The sequence below is a fragment of the Sphaerisporangium sp. NPDC049457 genome (genome assembly GCF_055586705.1).
Window position 1 is genome coordinate 62,494 of the sequence record NZ_JBVJHR010000016.1, and the last position, 16,745, is coordinate 79,238.

13 protein-coding genes are annotated in these 16,745 nt (G+C 73.1%); 5 read left to right on the plus strand and 8 right to left on the minus strand.

What is annotated here, in order from left to right:
• Positions 1-66: 66 nt before the first annotated feature.
• The 7 genes from iolD to ACZ6QO_RS24670 form a co-directional block, all read right to left on the minus strand.
• On the minus strand, positions 67-1,908 hold the full coding sequence (gene iolD / locus ACZ6QO_RS24640) for a 3D-(3,5/4)-trihydroxycyclohexane-1,2-dione acylhydrolase (decyclizing) (protein WP_465853949.1): 1,842 nt from the start codon (positions 1,906-1,908) through the stop codon (positions 67-69).
• Positions 1,905-2,789: a 5-deoxy-glucuronate isomerase gene (gene iolB, locus ACZ6QO_RS24645; protein WP_465853950.1), complete on the minus strand. Its 885-nt coding sequence runs from the start codon at positions 2,787-2,789 to the stop codon at positions 1,905-1,907. The genes iolD and iolB overlap by 4 nt, the downstream gene beginning before the upstream one ends.
• Complete coding sequence (locus ACZ6QO_RS24650; protein WP_465853951.1) at positions 2,789-3,670, minus strand: class I fructose-bisphosphate aldolase; 882 nt, start codon at positions 3,668-3,670, stop codon at positions 2,789-2,791. The genes iolB and ACZ6QO_RS24650 overlap by 1 nt, the downstream gene beginning before the upstream one ends.
• On the minus strand, positions 3,663-4,637 hold the full coding sequence (iolC, locus tag ACZ6QO_RS24655) for a 5-dehydro-2-deoxygluconokinase (RefSeq protein ID WP_465853952.1): 975 nt from the start codon (positions 4,635-4,637) through the stop codon (positions 3,663-3,665). Before iolC ends, ACZ6QO_RS24650 begins: the two co-directional genes overlap by 8 nt.
• A complete protein-coding gene (locus tag ACZ6QO_RS24660; protein WP_465853953.1) occupies positions 4,634-5,641 on the minus strand; it encodes a TIM barrel protein in 1,008 nt (335 codons plus the stop codon). The genes iolC and ACZ6QO_RS24660 overlap by 4 nt, the downstream gene beginning before the upstream one ends.
• Entirely contained in the window at positions 5,638-6,630 is a 993-nt protein-coding gene (locus tag ACZ6QO_RS24665) for a Gfo/Idh/MocA family protein (protein ID WP_465853954.1), read from the minus strand. The genes ACZ6QO_RS24660 and ACZ6QO_RS24665 overlap by 4 nt, the downstream gene beginning before the upstream one ends.
• Positions 6,631-6,840: 210 nt before the next feature.
• Positions 6,841-7,179, minus strand: a complete 339-nt coding sequence (locus tag ACZ6QO_RS24670) for a hypothetical protein (RefSeq protein WP_465853955.1) — start codon at positions 7,177-7,179, stop codon at positions 6,841-6,843.
• Between the two features lie 272 nt (positions 7,180-7,451).
• On the opposite strand from ACZ6QO_RS24670, the gene ACZ6QO_RS24675 reads away from it, so the two are divergent.
• From ACZ6QO_RS24675 to ACZ6QO_RS24690, 4 genes are all read left to right on the plus strand, one after another.
• Positions 7,452-9,107 carry a fumarate hydratase gene (locus ACZ6QO_RS24675; protein ID WP_465853956.1) on the plus strand — a complete coding sequence of 552 codons (1,656 nt, stop codon included), beginning with the start codon at positions 7,452-7,454 and terminating at the stop codon, positions 9,105-9,107.
• 149 nt (positions 9,108-9,256) lie between these two features.
• The gene (locus ACZ6QO_RS24680) at positions 9,257-10,546 is read left to right on the plus strand and encodes a serine/threonine-protein kinase (protein WP_465853957.1); all 1,290 of its coding nucleotides are present in this window, start codon (positions 9,257-9,259) and stop codon (positions 10,544-10,546) included.
• A 42-nt stretch (positions 10,547-10,588) separates the two neighbouring features.
• Positions 10,589-13,195 carry a serine/threonine-protein kinase gene (locus ACZ6QO_RS24685; RefSeq protein WP_465853958.1) on the plus strand — a complete coding sequence of 869 codons (2,607 nt, stop codon included), beginning with the start codon at positions 10,589-10,591 and terminating at the stop codon, positions 13,193-13,195.
• Between the two features lie 15 nt (positions 13,196-13,210).
• The gene (locus ACZ6QO_RS24690; protein ID WP_465853959.1) at positions 13,211-14,677 is read left to right on the plus strand and encodes a class II fumarate hydratase; all 1,467 of its coding nucleotides are present in this window, start codon (positions 13,211-13,213) and stop codon (positions 14,675-14,677) included.
• A 154-nt stretch (positions 14,678-14,831) separates the two neighbouring features.
• On the opposite strand, the gene ACZ6QO_RS24695 is transcribed toward ACZ6QO_RS24690, so the two are convergent.
• Positions 14,832-15,698 carry an oxidoreductase gene (locus ACZ6QO_RS24695; RefSeq protein WP_465853960.1) on the minus strand — a complete coding sequence of 289 codons (867 nt, stop codon included), beginning with the start codon at positions 15,696-15,698 and terminating at the stop codon, positions 14,832-14,834.
• Between the two features lie 143 nt (positions 15,699-15,841).
• Between ACZ6QO_RS24695 and ACZ6QO_RS24700 the strand changes: the two genes are divergently transcribed.
• Entirely contained in the window at positions 15,842-16,708 is an 867-nt protein-coding gene (locus ACZ6QO_RS24700) for a helix-turn-helix transcriptional regulator (RefSeq protein WP_465853961.1), read from the plus strand.
• Positions 16,709-16,745: the final 37 nt, after the last annotated feature.

Below are 16,745 nucleotides of genomic sequence, written 5' to 3' on the forward strand. Positions count from 1 at the left end.
AGGTCGACCTGCCCGGCTCCGCGGTGGAGCGGATGGCCCAGCGCCAGGCGGGCCGATGTGGGCGGGTTACAGGTAGGGGTGCTGGGCCTGCTTGGACTGGGCGTAGCGCTCGTGGAGTTCGGGGGTGGCGGAGACTTCGGCGATGGGGACGTCCCACCAGGCGGTGGTCTCCGGGGAGGGGCCGGGGACGGTCTCCACGTGGACGACGGTGGTGCCGGTCGCCTCGCGCGCCTTGGTGAGGGCGACGCGCAGCGACTCGGGGTCGGCGGCGCGCAGGACGTCGGCGCCGAGGCTCGCCGCGTTGGCCGCCAGGTCGACGGGCAGGTACGCGCCGTCCAGCCCGCCGCCCGCCGAACGCAGCCGGTACGCCGTGCCGAGCCGCCGCGCGCCCACGGACTCCGAGAGGTTGCCGATGGAGGCGAAGCCGTGGTTGTCCACGATGACGATGACGAGCTTGACGCCCTCCTGGACGGCCGTGGCGATCTCCTGGCCCATCATGAGGTACGAGCCGTCGCCGACCAGGACGAACACCTCGCGCTCGGGGGCGGCGAGCTTCACGCCGAGGCCGCCGGCGATCTCGTAGCCCATGCACGAGTAGCCGTACTCGACGTGGTAGGCCTTGGGGTCGGAGGCGCGCCACAGTTTGTGCAGCTCGCCGGGCATGGAGCCGGCCGCGTTGACGACGACGCCGTCGGTGCCGGCCGCCTCGTTGACCACGCCGAGCACGACGGGCTGCGTCAGCGTCTCGCCGCCGTACAGCTCGGACACCTTGGCCTGCCAGTCGCGGCCCAGCTCGGCGGCCCGTGACGTCCATGACGGGTCGGCCTTCCAGCCGGTCAGGTCGAGCAGGGCCAGCCCTTCGCGGGCGTCGCCGACGAGCATGACGCCGGAGTGCTTGGCGGCGTCGAAGGCCGTGACGTTGAGGTTGACGAAGGGCACGTCCCCGAACAGCGTGCGCGAGGCGGTGGTGAAGTCGGTGTACCGGGTGCCGACGCCGATGACCAGGTCGGCGTCGCGGGCCATCGCGTTGGCGGCGGCCGTGCCGGTGTGCCCGATGGCGCCCAGCGCGCACGGGTGGTCGTACGGCAGGACGCCCTTGCCGGCCTGGGTCTCGCCGACCGGGATGCCGTGGGCCTCGGCGAAGCCCGCCAGTTCCTCCCACGCCTCGCTGTACACGACGCCGCCGCCCGCGACGATGATCGGGCGCCGCGACGCCTTGACCGCCTCGACGGCCCGCTCGACGGCGGCGGAGTCGGGCACGGGGCGGGCGACGTGCCAGACGCGCCTGCGGAACAGCTCGACCGGCCAGTCGTGGGCCTCGGCCTGGACGTCCTGCGGCAGGGCGATGGTGACGGCGCCGGTCTCGGCGGGGTCGGTGAGCACCCGCATGGCCGCCATGAGCGCGGCGGGGAGCTGCTCGGGCCGGTTGACGCGGTCGAAGAAGCGCGAGACGGGACGCAGGCAGTCGTTGACGCTGACGTCGTAGCCGCGCGGGTCCTCCAGTTCCTGCAGCACGGTCCCGGCGGCGCGGGTGGCGAAGACGTCGCCGGGCAGCAGGAGCACGGGGATCCGGTTGATCGTTGCCAGCGCCGCGCCGGTCACCATGTTGGTCGCGCCAGGGCCGATCGAGGAGGTGCAGGCGAAGGTCGACAGGCGGTTGCGCGTCTTGGCGAAGCCCACCGCCGTGTGGACCATGGCCTGCTCGTTCCTGGCCAGGTAGTACGGCAGCGGGTCGCGCAGGCCGGCGCCGCGCTCGGCGAGGGCCTGGCCGACGCCGCCGACGTTGCCGTGCCCGAAGATGCCGAAGCAGCCCTCGATGAGCCGCTGCTCGACGCCGTCGCGTTCGCTCCACTGCTCGGCGAGGAACCGCACCAGCGCCTGGGCGACGGTGAGCCGTATCGTCGTCATGCCTGGGTCTCCGTCTCGCTCGTGGCGCCGGCGCCGCCCGCGCCGCTGCCGTCGCCGGCGGTGGTCATGGGAACGCGGGGGTCCACGGCCCGGCCTTCCCAGCTCGAACGGATCCAGGCGTGCCGGGGGTCGTCGCAGAAGGCCATCGACCGTTCGTCCGCGGGGCCGGCGAGCACGTTCAGGTAGTACAGGTCGTAGCCGGGGGCGGCCATCGACGGGCCGTGGTAGCCGTGCGGCACGAGCACGACGTCACCGCAGCCGACCTCGGCGAGCACGTCGATGGGCTTGCCGGGCGAGCCGTACACCCGCTGGTAGCCGGGGCCGCCCTCGAAGTAGTAGATCTCCTCCAGCACGGCCTCGCCGTCGCCTGCGGTGTCGTGCTTGTGCGGAGGGTAGGACGACCAGTTGCCCTCGGGGGTGAGCACCTCGACGGCGACGAGCTTGTCGCACTCGAACGCGTCGGGCGCGCAGAAGTTGTTGACCTGCCTGCTGGCCTGCCCGGCTCCCCTGATCTCCACGGGCACCTTGCCGGCGGGCCCGTACCGCACCGGGAGCCGGCGGGTGGCGCGGGCGGACGGCAGGGCGAACCTGCCCTCGCCGGTGACGCGCACCGTCGCGCCGATGGGCACGTACGCGAAGTCGGAGACGCCTTCGAACACCGACGGCCGGCCATGCAGCTCCAGGCGTTCCCCGTCGCACTCGACGACGCAGGACCCCGACAGGGGCAGGACGAGCATCTCCTCGGGCCCGGTGTCGAACTCGACGGTCTCGCCGGACAGGTTGAGCGCGCGCAGCCCGGCGTAGGTCCATCCCGCGAGCTCCGGCGTGACCCGCAGCGCCCAGGGAGCATCGGCGGTCGTGCCCGCGGGGATGTGGGACATCAGGACACCTCCAGCAGCCCGGCGGCGGTGTCGACGGCCGCCGCCACGTCGTCGTCAGGAGGGTAGAGCAGCGCGCGTCCGACGACGAGCCCCCGCACGCCGGGAAGGCGCAGCGCCTTGCTCCACGAGGAGTACACCTCGTCGGGCGCGTCGGTGGGGTCGCCGCCGAGCAGCAGGGTGGGCAGGGTGGTCGCCTCCATGACCCGCTCCATGTCGGCGATCACCGGGATCTTCAGCCAGGTGTGCGCGGACGTCGCGCCGAGGCCCTGACCGACGTGGATGGCGTGGATCATGCCTTCCGCGGACAGGTCGTGCTTGACGACGCCCTCGTCCCGGTGCGACCAGAACGGCTCCAGCATCGCCATCAGCCCCTGCCCTGCCAGGCCGGTGACGGCGCGCGCGCACGACTCCAGCGTGGCCGCGGTCTCGGGCGAGCGCAGGCCGACGCGGCAGAGCATCTTCCCGCCGTCGAGCCGCATCCGCACGATCGACTCGGTGTCGTAGGCGGTGAAGCGGTCGTCGAACTCGAACGCGCTGCCGTGCAGGCCGCCCCGGTTCATCGAGCCGATCACGACCTTGTCGTGGAGCGCCCCAAGGAGCAGCAGGTCCTCGACGATGTCGGGGGTGGCGAGCAGGCCGTCCACCCCTGGGCGGGCCAGCGCGACGCACAGCCGGTCGAGCAGGTCGATGCGGCTGCCCATGGCCAGCGGCCTGCCGCGCACGCCGAGCGCGCCGCGGGCGGAGTGGTCGGCGGCGATGATGAGGAGCTGGTCGCGGTCGCGCATCAGCGGCCTGCGGCCGCGTTCCGCCGCCGCCTGGGCGATCATCTCCGGATGCCTGGCGCGGCACTCCGCCAGCCTCCTGCGATCTTCGTCACGCATGGGCTTCCCCCGAGAGCACGGCCTCGACCTCCTTGGCTGTGGGCATGGCCGGGGCGCAGGCGAGGCGTCCCGCCACGATGGCGCCGGCCGCGTTGGCGTACCTGAGGGTCTGCTCCAGATCGCGCCCGGCGAGCAGCCCGTCGCACAGGGCGCCGCCGAACGCGTCGCCGGCGCCGAGCCCGTTCACGACCTCGACGGGGACGGGCGGGACCTCCACCGTGCGCTCGGCCGTCATGCCGAGCACGCCGCCGGAGCCCTGCTTGACGACCGCCAGCTCGACGCCCATGTCGAGCAGCGCCCTCGCGGCCTCGCGCGGCTCGCGGGCGCCGGTGGCGACCTCGCACTCGTCCAGGTTGCCGACGGCCACCGTGACGTGCCGCAACGCCTCGCGTACCCATTCTCCCGCCGCCTGCGGCGACTCCCAGAACATGGGGCGGTAGTCGAGGTCGAGGACGGTGAGCGGCGCCCGGCCGCGCGCCCGCCAGGCGGCGAAGTGGGCGCTCCTGGACGGCTCCTGCGACAGCCCGGTGACCGTCGCCCAGAACAGGCCGGCTGCCCTGATCGCGGCCAGGTCCAGCTCCTCGGCGCGTATCTCCAGGTCGGGGGCCTTGGGGAAGCGGTAGAAGTACAGCGGGAAGTCCTCGGGCGGGCGGATCTCGCAGAACGTCACCGGGGTCGGCAGGCCCGCCACCTCGGTCACGTACCGGTCGTCGACGTCGTAGGACCGCAGCGCGTCGTGGATGAACGCGCCGAACGGGTCGGCCCCGGTGCGGGTGATCACCGCGGAGCGGCGGCCCAGCTTGGCGGCGGCGACCGCGACGTTGGTGGGGCTGCCGCCGAGGTACTTGCCGAAGGTCTCGACCTCCCGCAGGGACACGCCGATCTGGAGGGGGTAGATGTCGACGCCCACCCTGCCGATCGTGAGCACCTCGACCGCGCCGTAGCCGCCGGTCGCGGGCTCGGTCATGCCAGGGCCGCGAGGTAGGCGAGGCTCTCGCGGACCGAGGCCTGCGGGCCCTCGCCCTCCGGCGGTTCGCCCGCGAGGACGACGTCCTGCTCCATGACGTACCACCCCTGGTAGCCGGCCGCGCCGAGCCCGGCGACGATGCCGGCCACGTCGACGTCGCCGCGCCCGAGGGGACGGTAGACGCCCGCCCGGACGGCGTCGGTGTAGGTCAGTCTTCCGTCGCGGACCTGTTCGGCGAGCGTGGCGTCCACGTCTTTGAGGTGCACGTGTGCGACCCTGGCTGCTGCCCTGGACACCAGGTCGAGCGGGTCGGTGCCCCCGATGAGTAGGTGGCCGGTGTCCAGGCAGAGCGGCATGGCCGAGCCGTCGAGCACCCGGTCCACCTCGTCACGCGTCTCGACCATGGTGCCGACGTGCGGGTGGAGCGTGACGGCGCGGCCGAACGGCTCGGCCTCCTTAAGCAGGCGTCCGAGGTTGCCCAGCAGGGTCTCCCAGCCTTCGGCGTCCAGCACGGGGCGCCGGTCGTAGCCGTCGGTCCCGGTGGCGGCGGCCAGCACGACCGTCTCGACGCCGCCTTCGGCGAAGGAACGGAACACCGCGCGCGCCTCGGGGGCCGGGTCGTGGGCGGGGTCGTGCAGGACGAGCGGGACGAATCCGCCGATGGCCCGCAGCCCGTAGGACTCCAGCAGCGACCGGCGGTGCTCGGGAGAGGGCGGCAGGAACCCGTCGGGGCCCAGTTCGGTCGCGGCGAGCCCGACCGAGCGCATCTCGCCGAGGACGCGCTCGCGGTCGAGCTGATGACCCCACCCGGGCACCTCGCACACGCCCCAGCTGATCGGCGCCCCGGCGATGCGCAACTCCCCGCCGGTCCGCCCGGCCTGCCCCGTCTGCGCGGCCTGGCCGGTCTCCGCTGCCTGACCCGTTCGTGCGGCGCGGCCGGGCTCCGTCGTGCGGCTCACGTTCACCTCTCCGGTCGTGGTCGCCTTAGCGGTCTCGTCGCTCATGCCGTCACCTGCTCGATCTCCGCGACGCGCACCGGGCGTCCCTCGCGGCGCGACAGCTCGGCCGCCTCGGCGACGCGCAGGGCCGCGAGCGCGTCCCGGACGCCGCACGGGCTCGGCCCGCCGTCGCGCACGCACGCGAGGAACGCGCCGATCTCGGCGACGTACGCGGCCTCGAACCGCGTCCCGAAGTCGGGCCACGGCTCACCGCCGGGAAAGGCGACCCCGGGTTCGGCCGAGGCGAGCGGGACCCGCTCGTCCAGCCCCACGGCCAGCGTGCGACGGGTGCCGGCCAGCTCCATGCGGACGTCGTAGCCCGCGCCGTTGTACCGGGAGCCCTGCATCGTCACGAGCGTCCCGTCGTCCATGGTGAGCAGGGCGGCGCTGGTGTCCACGTCGCCGGCCTCGGCGAAGAACGCGGCGCCGCGGTTGGCCCCCGCCGCGTACACCAACTCGACCTCGCGGCCGGTCACCCAGCGCAGGATGTCGAAGTCGTGGATGTGACAGTCGCGGTAGATGCCGCCCGACAGCGGGATGTACTCGGCGGCCGGCGGGCGGGGGTCGGCGGTGAGCATGTGCACGCGGTGCAGGTCGCCGAGCTCGCCTTCGCTCAGCGCCCGCCGGGCCCGCGCGTATCCGGCGTCGAAGCGCCGCTGGAAGCCGATGTGCACCAGCGTGCCGCTGCGGTCGGCCGCCTGGACGACGCGCGCGGTCTCTTCGATGCCGGGGGCGACGGGCTTCTCGCAGAACACCGGGACGCCCGCCGCGCAGGCCCGCAAGATCAGCTCGGCGTGCGTGGACGTCGGGGTGGCCACGATCACGGCGTCGGCCTGGAAGGCGTCTCCGACCAGCGCGCCGACCCGGCCGGCCACCTCCTTCGCCCGCACCTCGTCGGCGTCGCCCACGATCAGCTCGTCCACCTCGGGATGGGCGGCGAGCGTCGTCGCGTGGAACGCCCCGATACGGCCAAGACCCAACAGACCCACACGCATAGTGCCTCCGCGCTTCGATCAGCTCATGACGGCCCGTCCCCAGTTCTAGGTACCAAAATGCCGCGAGTCAAGACTTTGTCCTGACATTCGGACTATCTATCCTCATGGCGGCCGACGGGGATTGGGCCGTTGTCCGCGCGCCGGACGGCCGACGGGCCCGGCGCCCCCATGGGAGTACCGGGCCCGTCGGCCGTGCGTGCGTGCCGCGGGTCACCACCACCGCGCCCGCCCCGGCAGGGCGTGCTTCTCAGGGTGGGTGCCGACCGGCCGCAGGTCGTCTCCGGCGAGATCTCTGCCGGTCCATTCCGGGTGCTCGCCGCCCTCGCCGCCTCGGCCGACCTCGCCGCCGGCGCGGCCGGCGCGGCCCTCGCGCTCTGGCGCGCCCCGAGACATGATCTCGCGTCTGGAGGCCCGCCGATCGGGAGCGACGGGCCACTGCGCGGGCTCACGCCTGATGCCGCGGAGCACGATGGTGACGAGCGCGACCCCGAGGACGGTAGCGACCACGAACACGCCGAAGATGACCACCACGATGTAGCCCGGATCCATGATTTCCCCCCGATCTTGGACACGCGCCTACGTCCATTATCGAACGCGCGCATATCAGTCTTCGGGCGGCGTGCCCCGCGTGGACGCCACCGTGTCTCATAAAGGTCCCCATATAGGTCCCCCTGAAAGGCCAAGTGACGGCCGCCGCGCCTCCGCGGACGCTCGAAGCCGGGCCGACACAGCACGATCCCGGGTCGGCAGGCGGTCATGACGAGCCGTACCCTGCAACAGGACGGCGGCGAGCGCGTCACACATACGGAGGAGCACGAGCGATGCCCGAGTTCGACTACACCGACCTTCTCCCGATGGGTCCGGATGAGACGGAGTACCGTCTGATCACGGCGGAGGGGGTGCGGAAGGTCGAGGCGGCGGGCCGCACGTTCCTGGAGGTGGATCCGGAGGCGCTCCGACTGCTCACCAAGACCGCCATTCACGATATTTCGCACTATCTCCGGTCGTCCCACCTCGCCCAGCTCCGCAAGATCATCGAAGACCCCGAGTCCAGCGGCAACGACCGCTTCGTCGCCCTCGACCTGCTCAAGAACGCGAGCATCTCGGCCGGCGGCGTGCTGCCCATGTGCCAGGACACCGGCACCGCCATCGTGATGGGCAAGCGGGGCCGCCACCTGCTGACCGACGGCGGCGACGCCGAGCACATCTCGCGCGGCGTGTACGACGCCTACACCGAGCTGAACCTGCGCTACTCGCAGATGGCCCCGCTCAACATGTGGGACGAGAAGAACACCGGCAGCAACCTGCCCGCCCAGATCGAGCTGTACGCCGAAGACCCCCACGGCCACCCCGACGAGTACAAGCTGCTGTTCATGGCCAAGGGCGGCGGCAGCGCCAACAAGTCGTTCCTATACCAGGAGACCAAGGCCGTACTCAACGAGAAGCGGATGCTGGAGTTCCTGGAGGAGAAGATCCGCTCGCTCGGCACCGCCGCCTGCCCGCCGTACCACCTGGCCGTGGTGGTGGGCGGCACGAGCGCCGAGTACGCGCTGAAGACCGCCAAGTACGCCTCCGCGCGCTACCTCGACGCGATCCCGACCGAGGGCTCGCCCTCCGGTCACGGCTTCCGCGACCTGGAGATGGAGAAGAAGGTCTTCGAGCTGACCCAGAGGCTCGGCATCGGCGCCCAGTTCGGCGGCAAGTACTTCTGCCACGACGTGCGGGTGATCCGCCTGCCCCGGCACGGCGCCTCCTGCCCGGTGGCCATCGCCGTCTCGTGCAGCGCGGACCGGCAGGCCCTGGCCAAGATCACCCCCGAGGGCGTCTTCCTGGAGAAGCTGGAGACCGACCCGGCGCGCTTCCTGCCCGACACCACCGACGAGCACCTGTCGGACGACGTGGTGTCGATCGACCTCAACCGGCCGATGGGCGAGATCCTCGCCGAGCTGTCGCGCTACCCGGTCAAGACCCGGCTGTCCCTGACCGGCCCGCTGGTCGTCGCCCGCGACATCGCGCACGCCAAGATCGCCGAACGGCTCGACGCCGGCGAGGAGATGCCGCAGTACCTCAAGGACCACGCGGTCTACTACGCCGGCCCGGCCAAGACGCCCGAGGGGTACGCGTCGGGGTCCTTCGGCCCGACGACGGCCGGCCGCATGGACTCCTACGTCGAGCGCTTCCAGGCCGCGGGCGGCTCGCTGGTCATGCTGGCCAAGGGCAACCGGTCCAAGCAGGTCACCGATGCCTGCCAGGGGCACGGCGGCTTCTATCTCGGCTCCATCGGCGGCCCGGCCGCCCGCCTCGCGCAGGACTGCATCAAGAAGGTCGAGGTCCTCGAGTATCCCGAGCTCGGCATGGAGGCCGTCTGGAAGATCGAGGTCGAGGACTTCCCCGCGTTCATCGTGGTGGACGACAAGGGGAACGACTTCTTCCAGGACACCAGTGGCCCCGTGCTCACCATCGGTCGCCGAACCTGACTAAACCTGACCGAAGATCTCAACAGAGATTCGGCATGGCCTCTACAGGCGGCAATGAACAAATCGGTAAGCTGCCACCCATGCGCGCGCCAGTCGGATACGAGCTAGCCTCGCGATACCGGCTTGTGGAGCCGGTGGGACGCGGCGGCATGGGCACAGTCTGGCGCGCCCACGACGGCCTGCTCGACCGCGACGTGGCCGTCAAGGAGGTCCGTCTCCCCCTCGTCCTGGACGAGGAGCTGCGGGCCGAGCTGTGCGCCCGCACCGAGCGCGAGGGCAGGGCGACGGCCATGGTCGCCCACCCGTCGGTGATCACGGTCTTCGACGTCGTCACCGAGGACGACCGTCCCTGGATCGTCATGGAACTGCTCCGCGCGCAGTCGCTGGAGGAGCTGGTCAAGCAGCACGGGCCGCTCCCCCCGCGCCGCGTGGCCGAGATCGGCCGCCAGGTGCTCGGCGCGCTGCGCGCCGTCCACGCCAAGGGCATCCTGCATCGCGACGTCAAGCCGAGCAACGTCCTGGTCACCGAGGACCGCGCGGTCCTGACCGACTTCGGGCTGGCCGCCCTCGAAGGCGACGCCTCGATCACCCAGGCCGGCATCGTGCTCGGCTCTGCCGGCTACATCGCGCCCGAACGCGTCCTCGGCGACCGGGCCAGCCCCGCGGGCGACCTGTGGTCGCTCGGCGCGACCCTTTACACGGCCGTGGAGGGCCGCGGCCTGCACGGCCGCCGCACGGCCGCCGCGGCGCTGGCCGCGCTCACCAGCGGGCAGCCCATCCCCATGCAGCACGCGGGGCCGCTCGCTCCGATCTTGCACGGGCTGCTGCAGATCGACCCGAACGCGCGGCTCGACGGCATGCGCGCCTCGCTCATGCTCGCGCGCGTCGCCGCCGGAGGGGCGGCCGAGGAGCCGCTCGGCGGGCCCGCCCACCGCACGGGCCGCTCGCAGGCCTTCTCGGCGCCGCCCACGGCCGCCGGCCCGGCACCGGGTCCGTACACCGCCATGGGCGCCGACTCGCGCGACGGGGCGAACACCGGGGCCCTCAACGCCGCGTGGGGCGGGCCGCGCGACGCCGGGAACACCGCCGCGCGCGACTTCGCGGACGACGGTCCCCGCGACCCCAGGAACGGCGGGTCGCGCGATGACACCATCCGGGTCTCCACCTCGCCGCGCCGGTCCGCCCACCGGGGCCAGCACCGCGCCGACGCCCGTCCCGAGCGCGCCAATCCCGTTCCCTCGGAGGCTCCCGGCTCGGTGCCGGCGCCGCGCGCGCCGCGCAGGCCGGCCGAGGGGGTGCACCGCAAGCCGGTCGATCCGGCGGCGGGCCGCCGCCGCGCTCCGGCGAGCTCCGAGCTGAGCCCGGTGATCCGCCACCTGTCGGAAATCATGCGGATGGTACTGCCGCGTCGCTTCTGGCCGAGAAATATGCGTAAGTAAGGCGAAAGCAATCCTCAAGGCGCTATCGCTATCTTCTTAGTCATGCCCGAACAACAGACGCGGCTGCTCGCCGACAGATACGAGCTGATCGTCGCCCTTGGCCGGGGAACGATGGGCACGGTCTGGCGGGCGCACGACCGCCTCCTCGGCCGTGACGTCGCCGTCAAGGAGATCCGCCAGGATTCGGGGCTCAGCAAGGCGCAGCGCGCCGAGCTACGCGAACGCATGATCCGCGAGGGCCGCAACGCCGCCAAGATCGTGCACCCGTCGGTGGCCACCGTGCACGACGCCATCCTGGTGGACGGCAGCCCGTGGATCATCATGGAGCTGGTCGAGGCCAGGTCGCTGGAGCAGGTGATCGACGAGGAGGGCCCGCTGCCGCCCCGGCTCGTCGCCGAGATCGGGCTCGACCTGCTCGGGGCGCTCGGCGCGGCCCACAAGCAGGGCGTGCTGCACCGCGACGTCAAGCCCGGCAACGTGCTGCTGACCGACACCGGGCGGGTGGTGCTCACCGACTTCGGCATCGCCAAGGCCGAGGGCGACAGCAACATCACCAGGACCGGCATGGTCATCGGCTCCCCCGGCTACACCGCCCCCGAGCGCGCCAGGGGCGACCACACCGGCCCCGAGTCGGACCTGTGGTCGCTGGGCGCGACGCTGTACTTCGCGGTCGAGGGACGGCCCGCGTACGAGCGCGCGTCGGTCAGCGAGACCCTGGCGGCGCTGATGACCGAGCAGGCCGACCCGCCGACCCAGGCGGGGCCGCTGCGCCCGGCGCTGGAAGGGCTGCTGGAGAAGGACTACACCAAGCGCCTCAAGTACGACCTGGCCGTGGCCATGCTCCGCCGGGTCGCCAAGGTCTCCTCCGCCCCGCCGCCGGCGTCCGCCCCCGCGCGCGCGACCCCGGCGGCGTCCGGGCCGGTCGCCCCCGTCGCCGGAGACGCCTCGGCCGCCGCCCAGGACGCCCGGACCGCCGCCGCGAACACCCCGTCGACCGGGAACGCGCCAACCGCCTCCCCCGCCGCCCAGGCCCCGTTCGAGGACCCGCGGGCCGCCGCCCACAAGACACCGGCCCCCTCCGGGGACTCCCGGACCACCGTCCCGAAGGCCCAGCCCCCGGCCGCGGACCCGCAGAGCACCCTCCCGAGGCCCCAGACTCCCTCCGGCGGCCCGCGGAACACCGCGCCGAAGGCGCAGGCCGCCTCGGACGGGCGGAGCACCGCCCCGAGTGCCCAGGACGCCCCGCCGGGCGCTCAGGCCGCCGGGCCCGCCTCCGGCCCGGAGGAGCCGGACGCCGACCAGACGATGATGATCATCCGGCCCAAGGGTGGCCTGCGGATCCCGGGCGGTCCCGTCCCGCCTCCCTCCGCGGACGTGCCCTCTCCGGCCGCGCCGCCGGGGACGGCCGACGAGGACGACCAGGCCACCATGGTGGGAAGGCTCCCGTCCCCGACCGCGCCGTCCCGGACGACGCCCGGACGTCCCGCCGCCGCACCCCGGACGCCGCCCCGGCCACCCGCAGGCGCCCCCGGCACGCCCGCACGACCGCCCGCCGCCGGGGCGTACGCGCCAGGCGACCTGGCCACGCCGAACGCGCAAGGCGGCCCGGCCGGGCCGTACGCGCCCGGGGGCGCCCGCCCGGCAGGCGGTCCGGCGAGCCCGGACGGCCCGGGCCGTCACGACGGCCCCGCCTACCAGGGCGGCCCGGTCTACCAGGACGGAACGGGCCACCAAGGCGGAACGGCGCGCCCCGGAGGCGTCGGAGGGGACGTCAACACGCCCCCGAACGGGCTGGGCACCGACCTGTTCGCCTTCCAGGGCACCGCCCCCCGGAGCGGCAGCCCGGTCGGGATGATCGTCCTGGTGGTGGTGGCCCTGCTCGGGTTGGCCACCATCATCATGCTCGTCGCCTCGGCGGTCTCGGACGGCGGCACAAGGTCCGCCCCCACGGGCGTACAGAAGCCCGCCGGAGCCGGCCAGGCCCCCGCCACCGCCGTCGACGCCCGTGCCGGCACGACGCTCGGGCCGGACGGCAGCGCCGACCTCGGCCCCCTGGGCGACGCCTCCCCCGGGACGGCGGACGGCGCCTCCCCCGGCGCGCGCGCCCGTGAGAGCATCTCCGCGCAGCCGGGCACCGGCGAGAGCGGGGCCGCCGAGGCGGGCGTGGCCACCGCCCCGGCCTCGGGGCTGCGCCGCCACATCGACAGGTCGGGCTTCGTCATCGACGTCCCTGCCAAGCTGGGCGCGGCGGCCAAGGGCGCCGGCGTGGGCTTCAGCGCCGCCGGGGACGCCCGCACGGTGCGCGTCGCCCAGGCGGCGGACGGCACCGCGGACGTGCTGAACGCCGCCAAGGCGGCGCAGGCGCGCGCCCTGAAGGCCGGCACCTACCCGGGGTACGTGCTCATCCGCCTCGCCGCGACCCGCCCCTCGCCGTACACGGGGACGGACGTGGCCGACTGGGAGTTCCGCTACACCTCCGGCACGGGCGCCACCCGCGTGTTCTCCCGCTGGGTCTCGGTGCCGGGCGGGCCGCTCTACGCGATCTACTGGTCCGCGCCGGACGCCCGCTGGGAGACCCATCGCGCGCAGCTCGACGCCGTCCTGTCCTCGTTCCAGCCCGCCCGCGGAGACACGCCCGGCGGTTCTTAGAGCAAGACTGGAGTCATGGAGGATTTCCGGATCGAACATGACTCGATGGGCGAAGTGCGCGTCCCGGCGGCGGCCAAGTGGCGGGCACAGACGCAGCGGGCGGTGGAGAACTTCCCGATATCGGGGCGCGGCCTGGAGCCGGCCCACATCGCGGCGCTCGGGCTGATCAAGGCCGTGGCCGCCGAGGTGAACGGCGAGCTGGGCGTTCTCGCGCCCGACATGGCGGAGGCGATCTCCGAGGCCGCCACCGACGTGGCCGAGGGCGAGTGGAACGACGAGTTCCCGATCGACGTCTTCCAGACGGGCTCCGGCACCTCGTCCAACATGAACGCCAACGAGGTCGTCGCCACCCTCGCCGAGAAGCGCCTGGGCCGCGCGGTGCACCCGAACGACCACGTGAACGCCTCGCAGTCGTCCAATGATGTGTTCCCCTCGTCGATCCATGTGGCCGCGATGATCGACGTGGTGTACGAGCTGATGCCGGCGCTTGACCACCTCGCCGTCGCGCTGCGCCAGAAGGCGATGCGGTTCGAGACGACCGTCAAGGCCGGGCGCACGCACCTGATGGACGCCACCCCGGTGACGCTCGGGCAGGAGTTCGGCGGCTACACGACGCAGATCGAGAACGGCATCGCGCGGCTGCGTTCGACGCTGCCCAGGGTCGCCGAGCTGCCTCTCGGCGGGACGGCGGTGGGCACGGGCGTCAACACGCCGCCCGGCTTCGCGGGCAAGGTCATCGCCAAGCTCAAGGAGGCCACCGGGCTGCCGTTCACCGAGGCCCGCGACCATTTCGAGGCCCAGGGCGCTCGCGACGCGCTGGTCGAGCTGTCGGGACAGCTCCGAGTGGTCGCCGTCTCGCTCAACAAGATCTCCAACGACCTGCGCTGGATGGGGTCGGGGCCGAGGGCGGGGCTCGGCGAGATCAACCTCCCCGACCTGCAGCCCGGTTCGTCGATCATGCCGGGCAAGGTGAACCCGGTGGTGCCGGAGGCGGTGTGCATGGTGGCCGCGCAGGTGATCGGGAACGACGCCGCGGTGACCTTCGCGGGCGCGGCGGGAAACTTCGAGCTCAACGTGATGATGCCGGTCATCGCCCGCAACGTGCTGGAGTCCGTCCGCCTGCTGGCCGGCGCGTCGCGGCTGCTCGCCGACCGCTGCGTCCACCGCCTCACCGCCAACGCCGACCGGCTGCGCGAGTACGCCGAGTCCTCGCCGTCGATCGTCACCCCGCTCAACCGCCACCTGGGGTACGAGGAGGCCGCGAGCATCGCCAAGCAGTCGCTCAAGGAGCGCAAGACCATCAGGCAGGTGGTGATCGAACGCGGCCACGTGGCCTCAGGCAAGCTCACCGAGGAGGTCCTGGACGGCGCGCTGGACGTGCTGGCCATGACTCGTCCACCCCAGGCCGCCGAACCCGGCGAGACCAAGACCGGCGAGACCGGCGATGCCCCCGAGGCCGAGACCAAGGGGACCGAGGCGTGAGCGTCCACCCGGCCGGCGCCCGCGGCCGGTCCGGCACGGGCCCGGCCCGCCGGGGCGTTCGGCTCCGGTGAGCCCGGCCGGCCGACCGGCGACGGCGGCCGGTCCGGTGCGAAGCGGGCCCGCCGGGCGTTCGGCTTCGGTAGGCGCGGCCAGGTCAGCCGGCGATGGCGTCGAGTTCGGCGAGGGTGTCGTCGTCGAGAGCCAGGCCGGCGGCGGCGATGTTCTCGCGCAGGTGGTCCAGCGAGGACGTGCCGGGGATCACCGTGATGGTCGGCGAGCGCCGCAGCAGCCACGCGAGCGCGAGCTGCTGGGGTGTCGCGCCGATCCGCGCGGCGACGCGGTCGAGGACGTCCGACTGCAGGGGCGTGAACCCTCCGAGCGGGAAGAACGGCGCGAAGGCGATGCCTTCGGCCGCGCAGCGGTCCACCAGCGCGTCGTCGCTCCGGTTGACGATGTTGTAGTGGTTCTGCACCGTCACGACCGGGGCGATGCTCTGCGCCTCGGTGAGCTGCGCGGAGGTGACGCCGCTGACGCCCAGGTGCCTGATGAGGCCCTGCCGCCGCAGATCGGCGAGCACGCCGAACGGTTCGGCCAGCGAACCCTCGGCCGGCTCGGTGTGGCCTTCGACGCGCAGGTTGACCACGTCGAGGGCCTCGACGCCGAGGTGGACGAGGTTGGCGTGCACCTGGTCGATCAGGTCCTGCCCGGACAGGGCGGGGATCCACGAACCGTCGCCGCCCCGGGCGGCCCCCACCTTGGTGACGACGCGCAGGTCTTCGGCGTACGGGTACAGCGCCTGCCTGATCAGCTCGTTGACGACCGCCGGGCCGTAGAAGCCGGCGGTGTCGATGTGGGTGACGCCGAGGCGGACGGCCTCGCGCAGCACCGCGACGGCCTGGTCGCGGTCCTTGGGCGGGCCGAACACCCCCGGGCCGGCCAGTTGCATCGCGCCGTAGCCCATCCGGCTGAGCGTGAGGTCTTCGGCGATGGTCAGGTCCCCGCCGGGGCTGGTCGTGGTCATGGTGGTCGCTCCTGAGGTGTGTCGTGTCGTCGCTTCGCGGAGATCCGAGTCTCGGGCGGCGGCCGGTCACGATGAGATGTCCCGCTTATCCTGGGACTCGCAGGGACACGCAGGGGCGGTGCCCAGCTCGTAGCATTCACACTGTGAACAGCGGAAACGCGCTCGGCGAATACCTGCGTGCGCGCCGTGAGCTGGTACGCCCCGAGGATGTCGGCCTGGTTCCCGGCAGCCGCCGCAGGGTGCCCGGCCTGCGGCGTGAAGAGCTGGCGCTGCTCGCGGGCATCAGCTCCGACTACTACCTGCGTCTGGAGCAGGGCAGAGACCACAGTCCCTCCGCCCAGGTGGTGGACGCCCTGGCCTCGGCGCTCCAGCTCGACGCGGACGGCACCGCCTACCTGCACGAGCTGGCGCGCCCCCGCAGGCGGCGCGCTCCCCGGCCTCGGGCCGAACGGGTGCCGCCCGGCATCGCCATGTTGCTCGACTCGTTCACGGTGCCGGCGTTCGTACAGGGGAGGTTCATGGACGTCCTGGCCTCCAACGCGATCGCCAGGGCGCTGTCCCCGAACTTCAGGCCGGGCGTCAACGTGCTTCGCGCGCTCTTCCTCGACCCGGCCGACCGCGAACTGCACCAAGACTGGGAGCGGGCGACGAGGGACGTCGTCGCCGGGTTGCGCGTCGCCGTCGGCTCCGACGCGGCCGGCGACCCGCGGCTGGAGTCGCTGGTCGGCGAGCTGTCCCTGCGCAGCGAGCGCTTCCGGAAGCTCTGGGCACGGCACGACGTGCAACGCCGCGTCGGCGGCGCCAGCCACATGCTCCACCCGCTCGTCGGCACCCTTCACCTGCGGCGCGAGAAGCTCGCGGTCAACGGCACCGACGGCCAGCTCATGGTGCTCTACCACGCCGATCCGGGGAGCCCGTCGGCGCAGGCCCTGGCTCTGCTCGGGTCGTACGCGGCCACCCCGGGGCCCGGCGCGCCCGAGCCGGCGCGCGACACGATCAAGCACGACTGAGCCGCGCGGCACCCGGCGCCGGGCGTCCGGGCTCGGC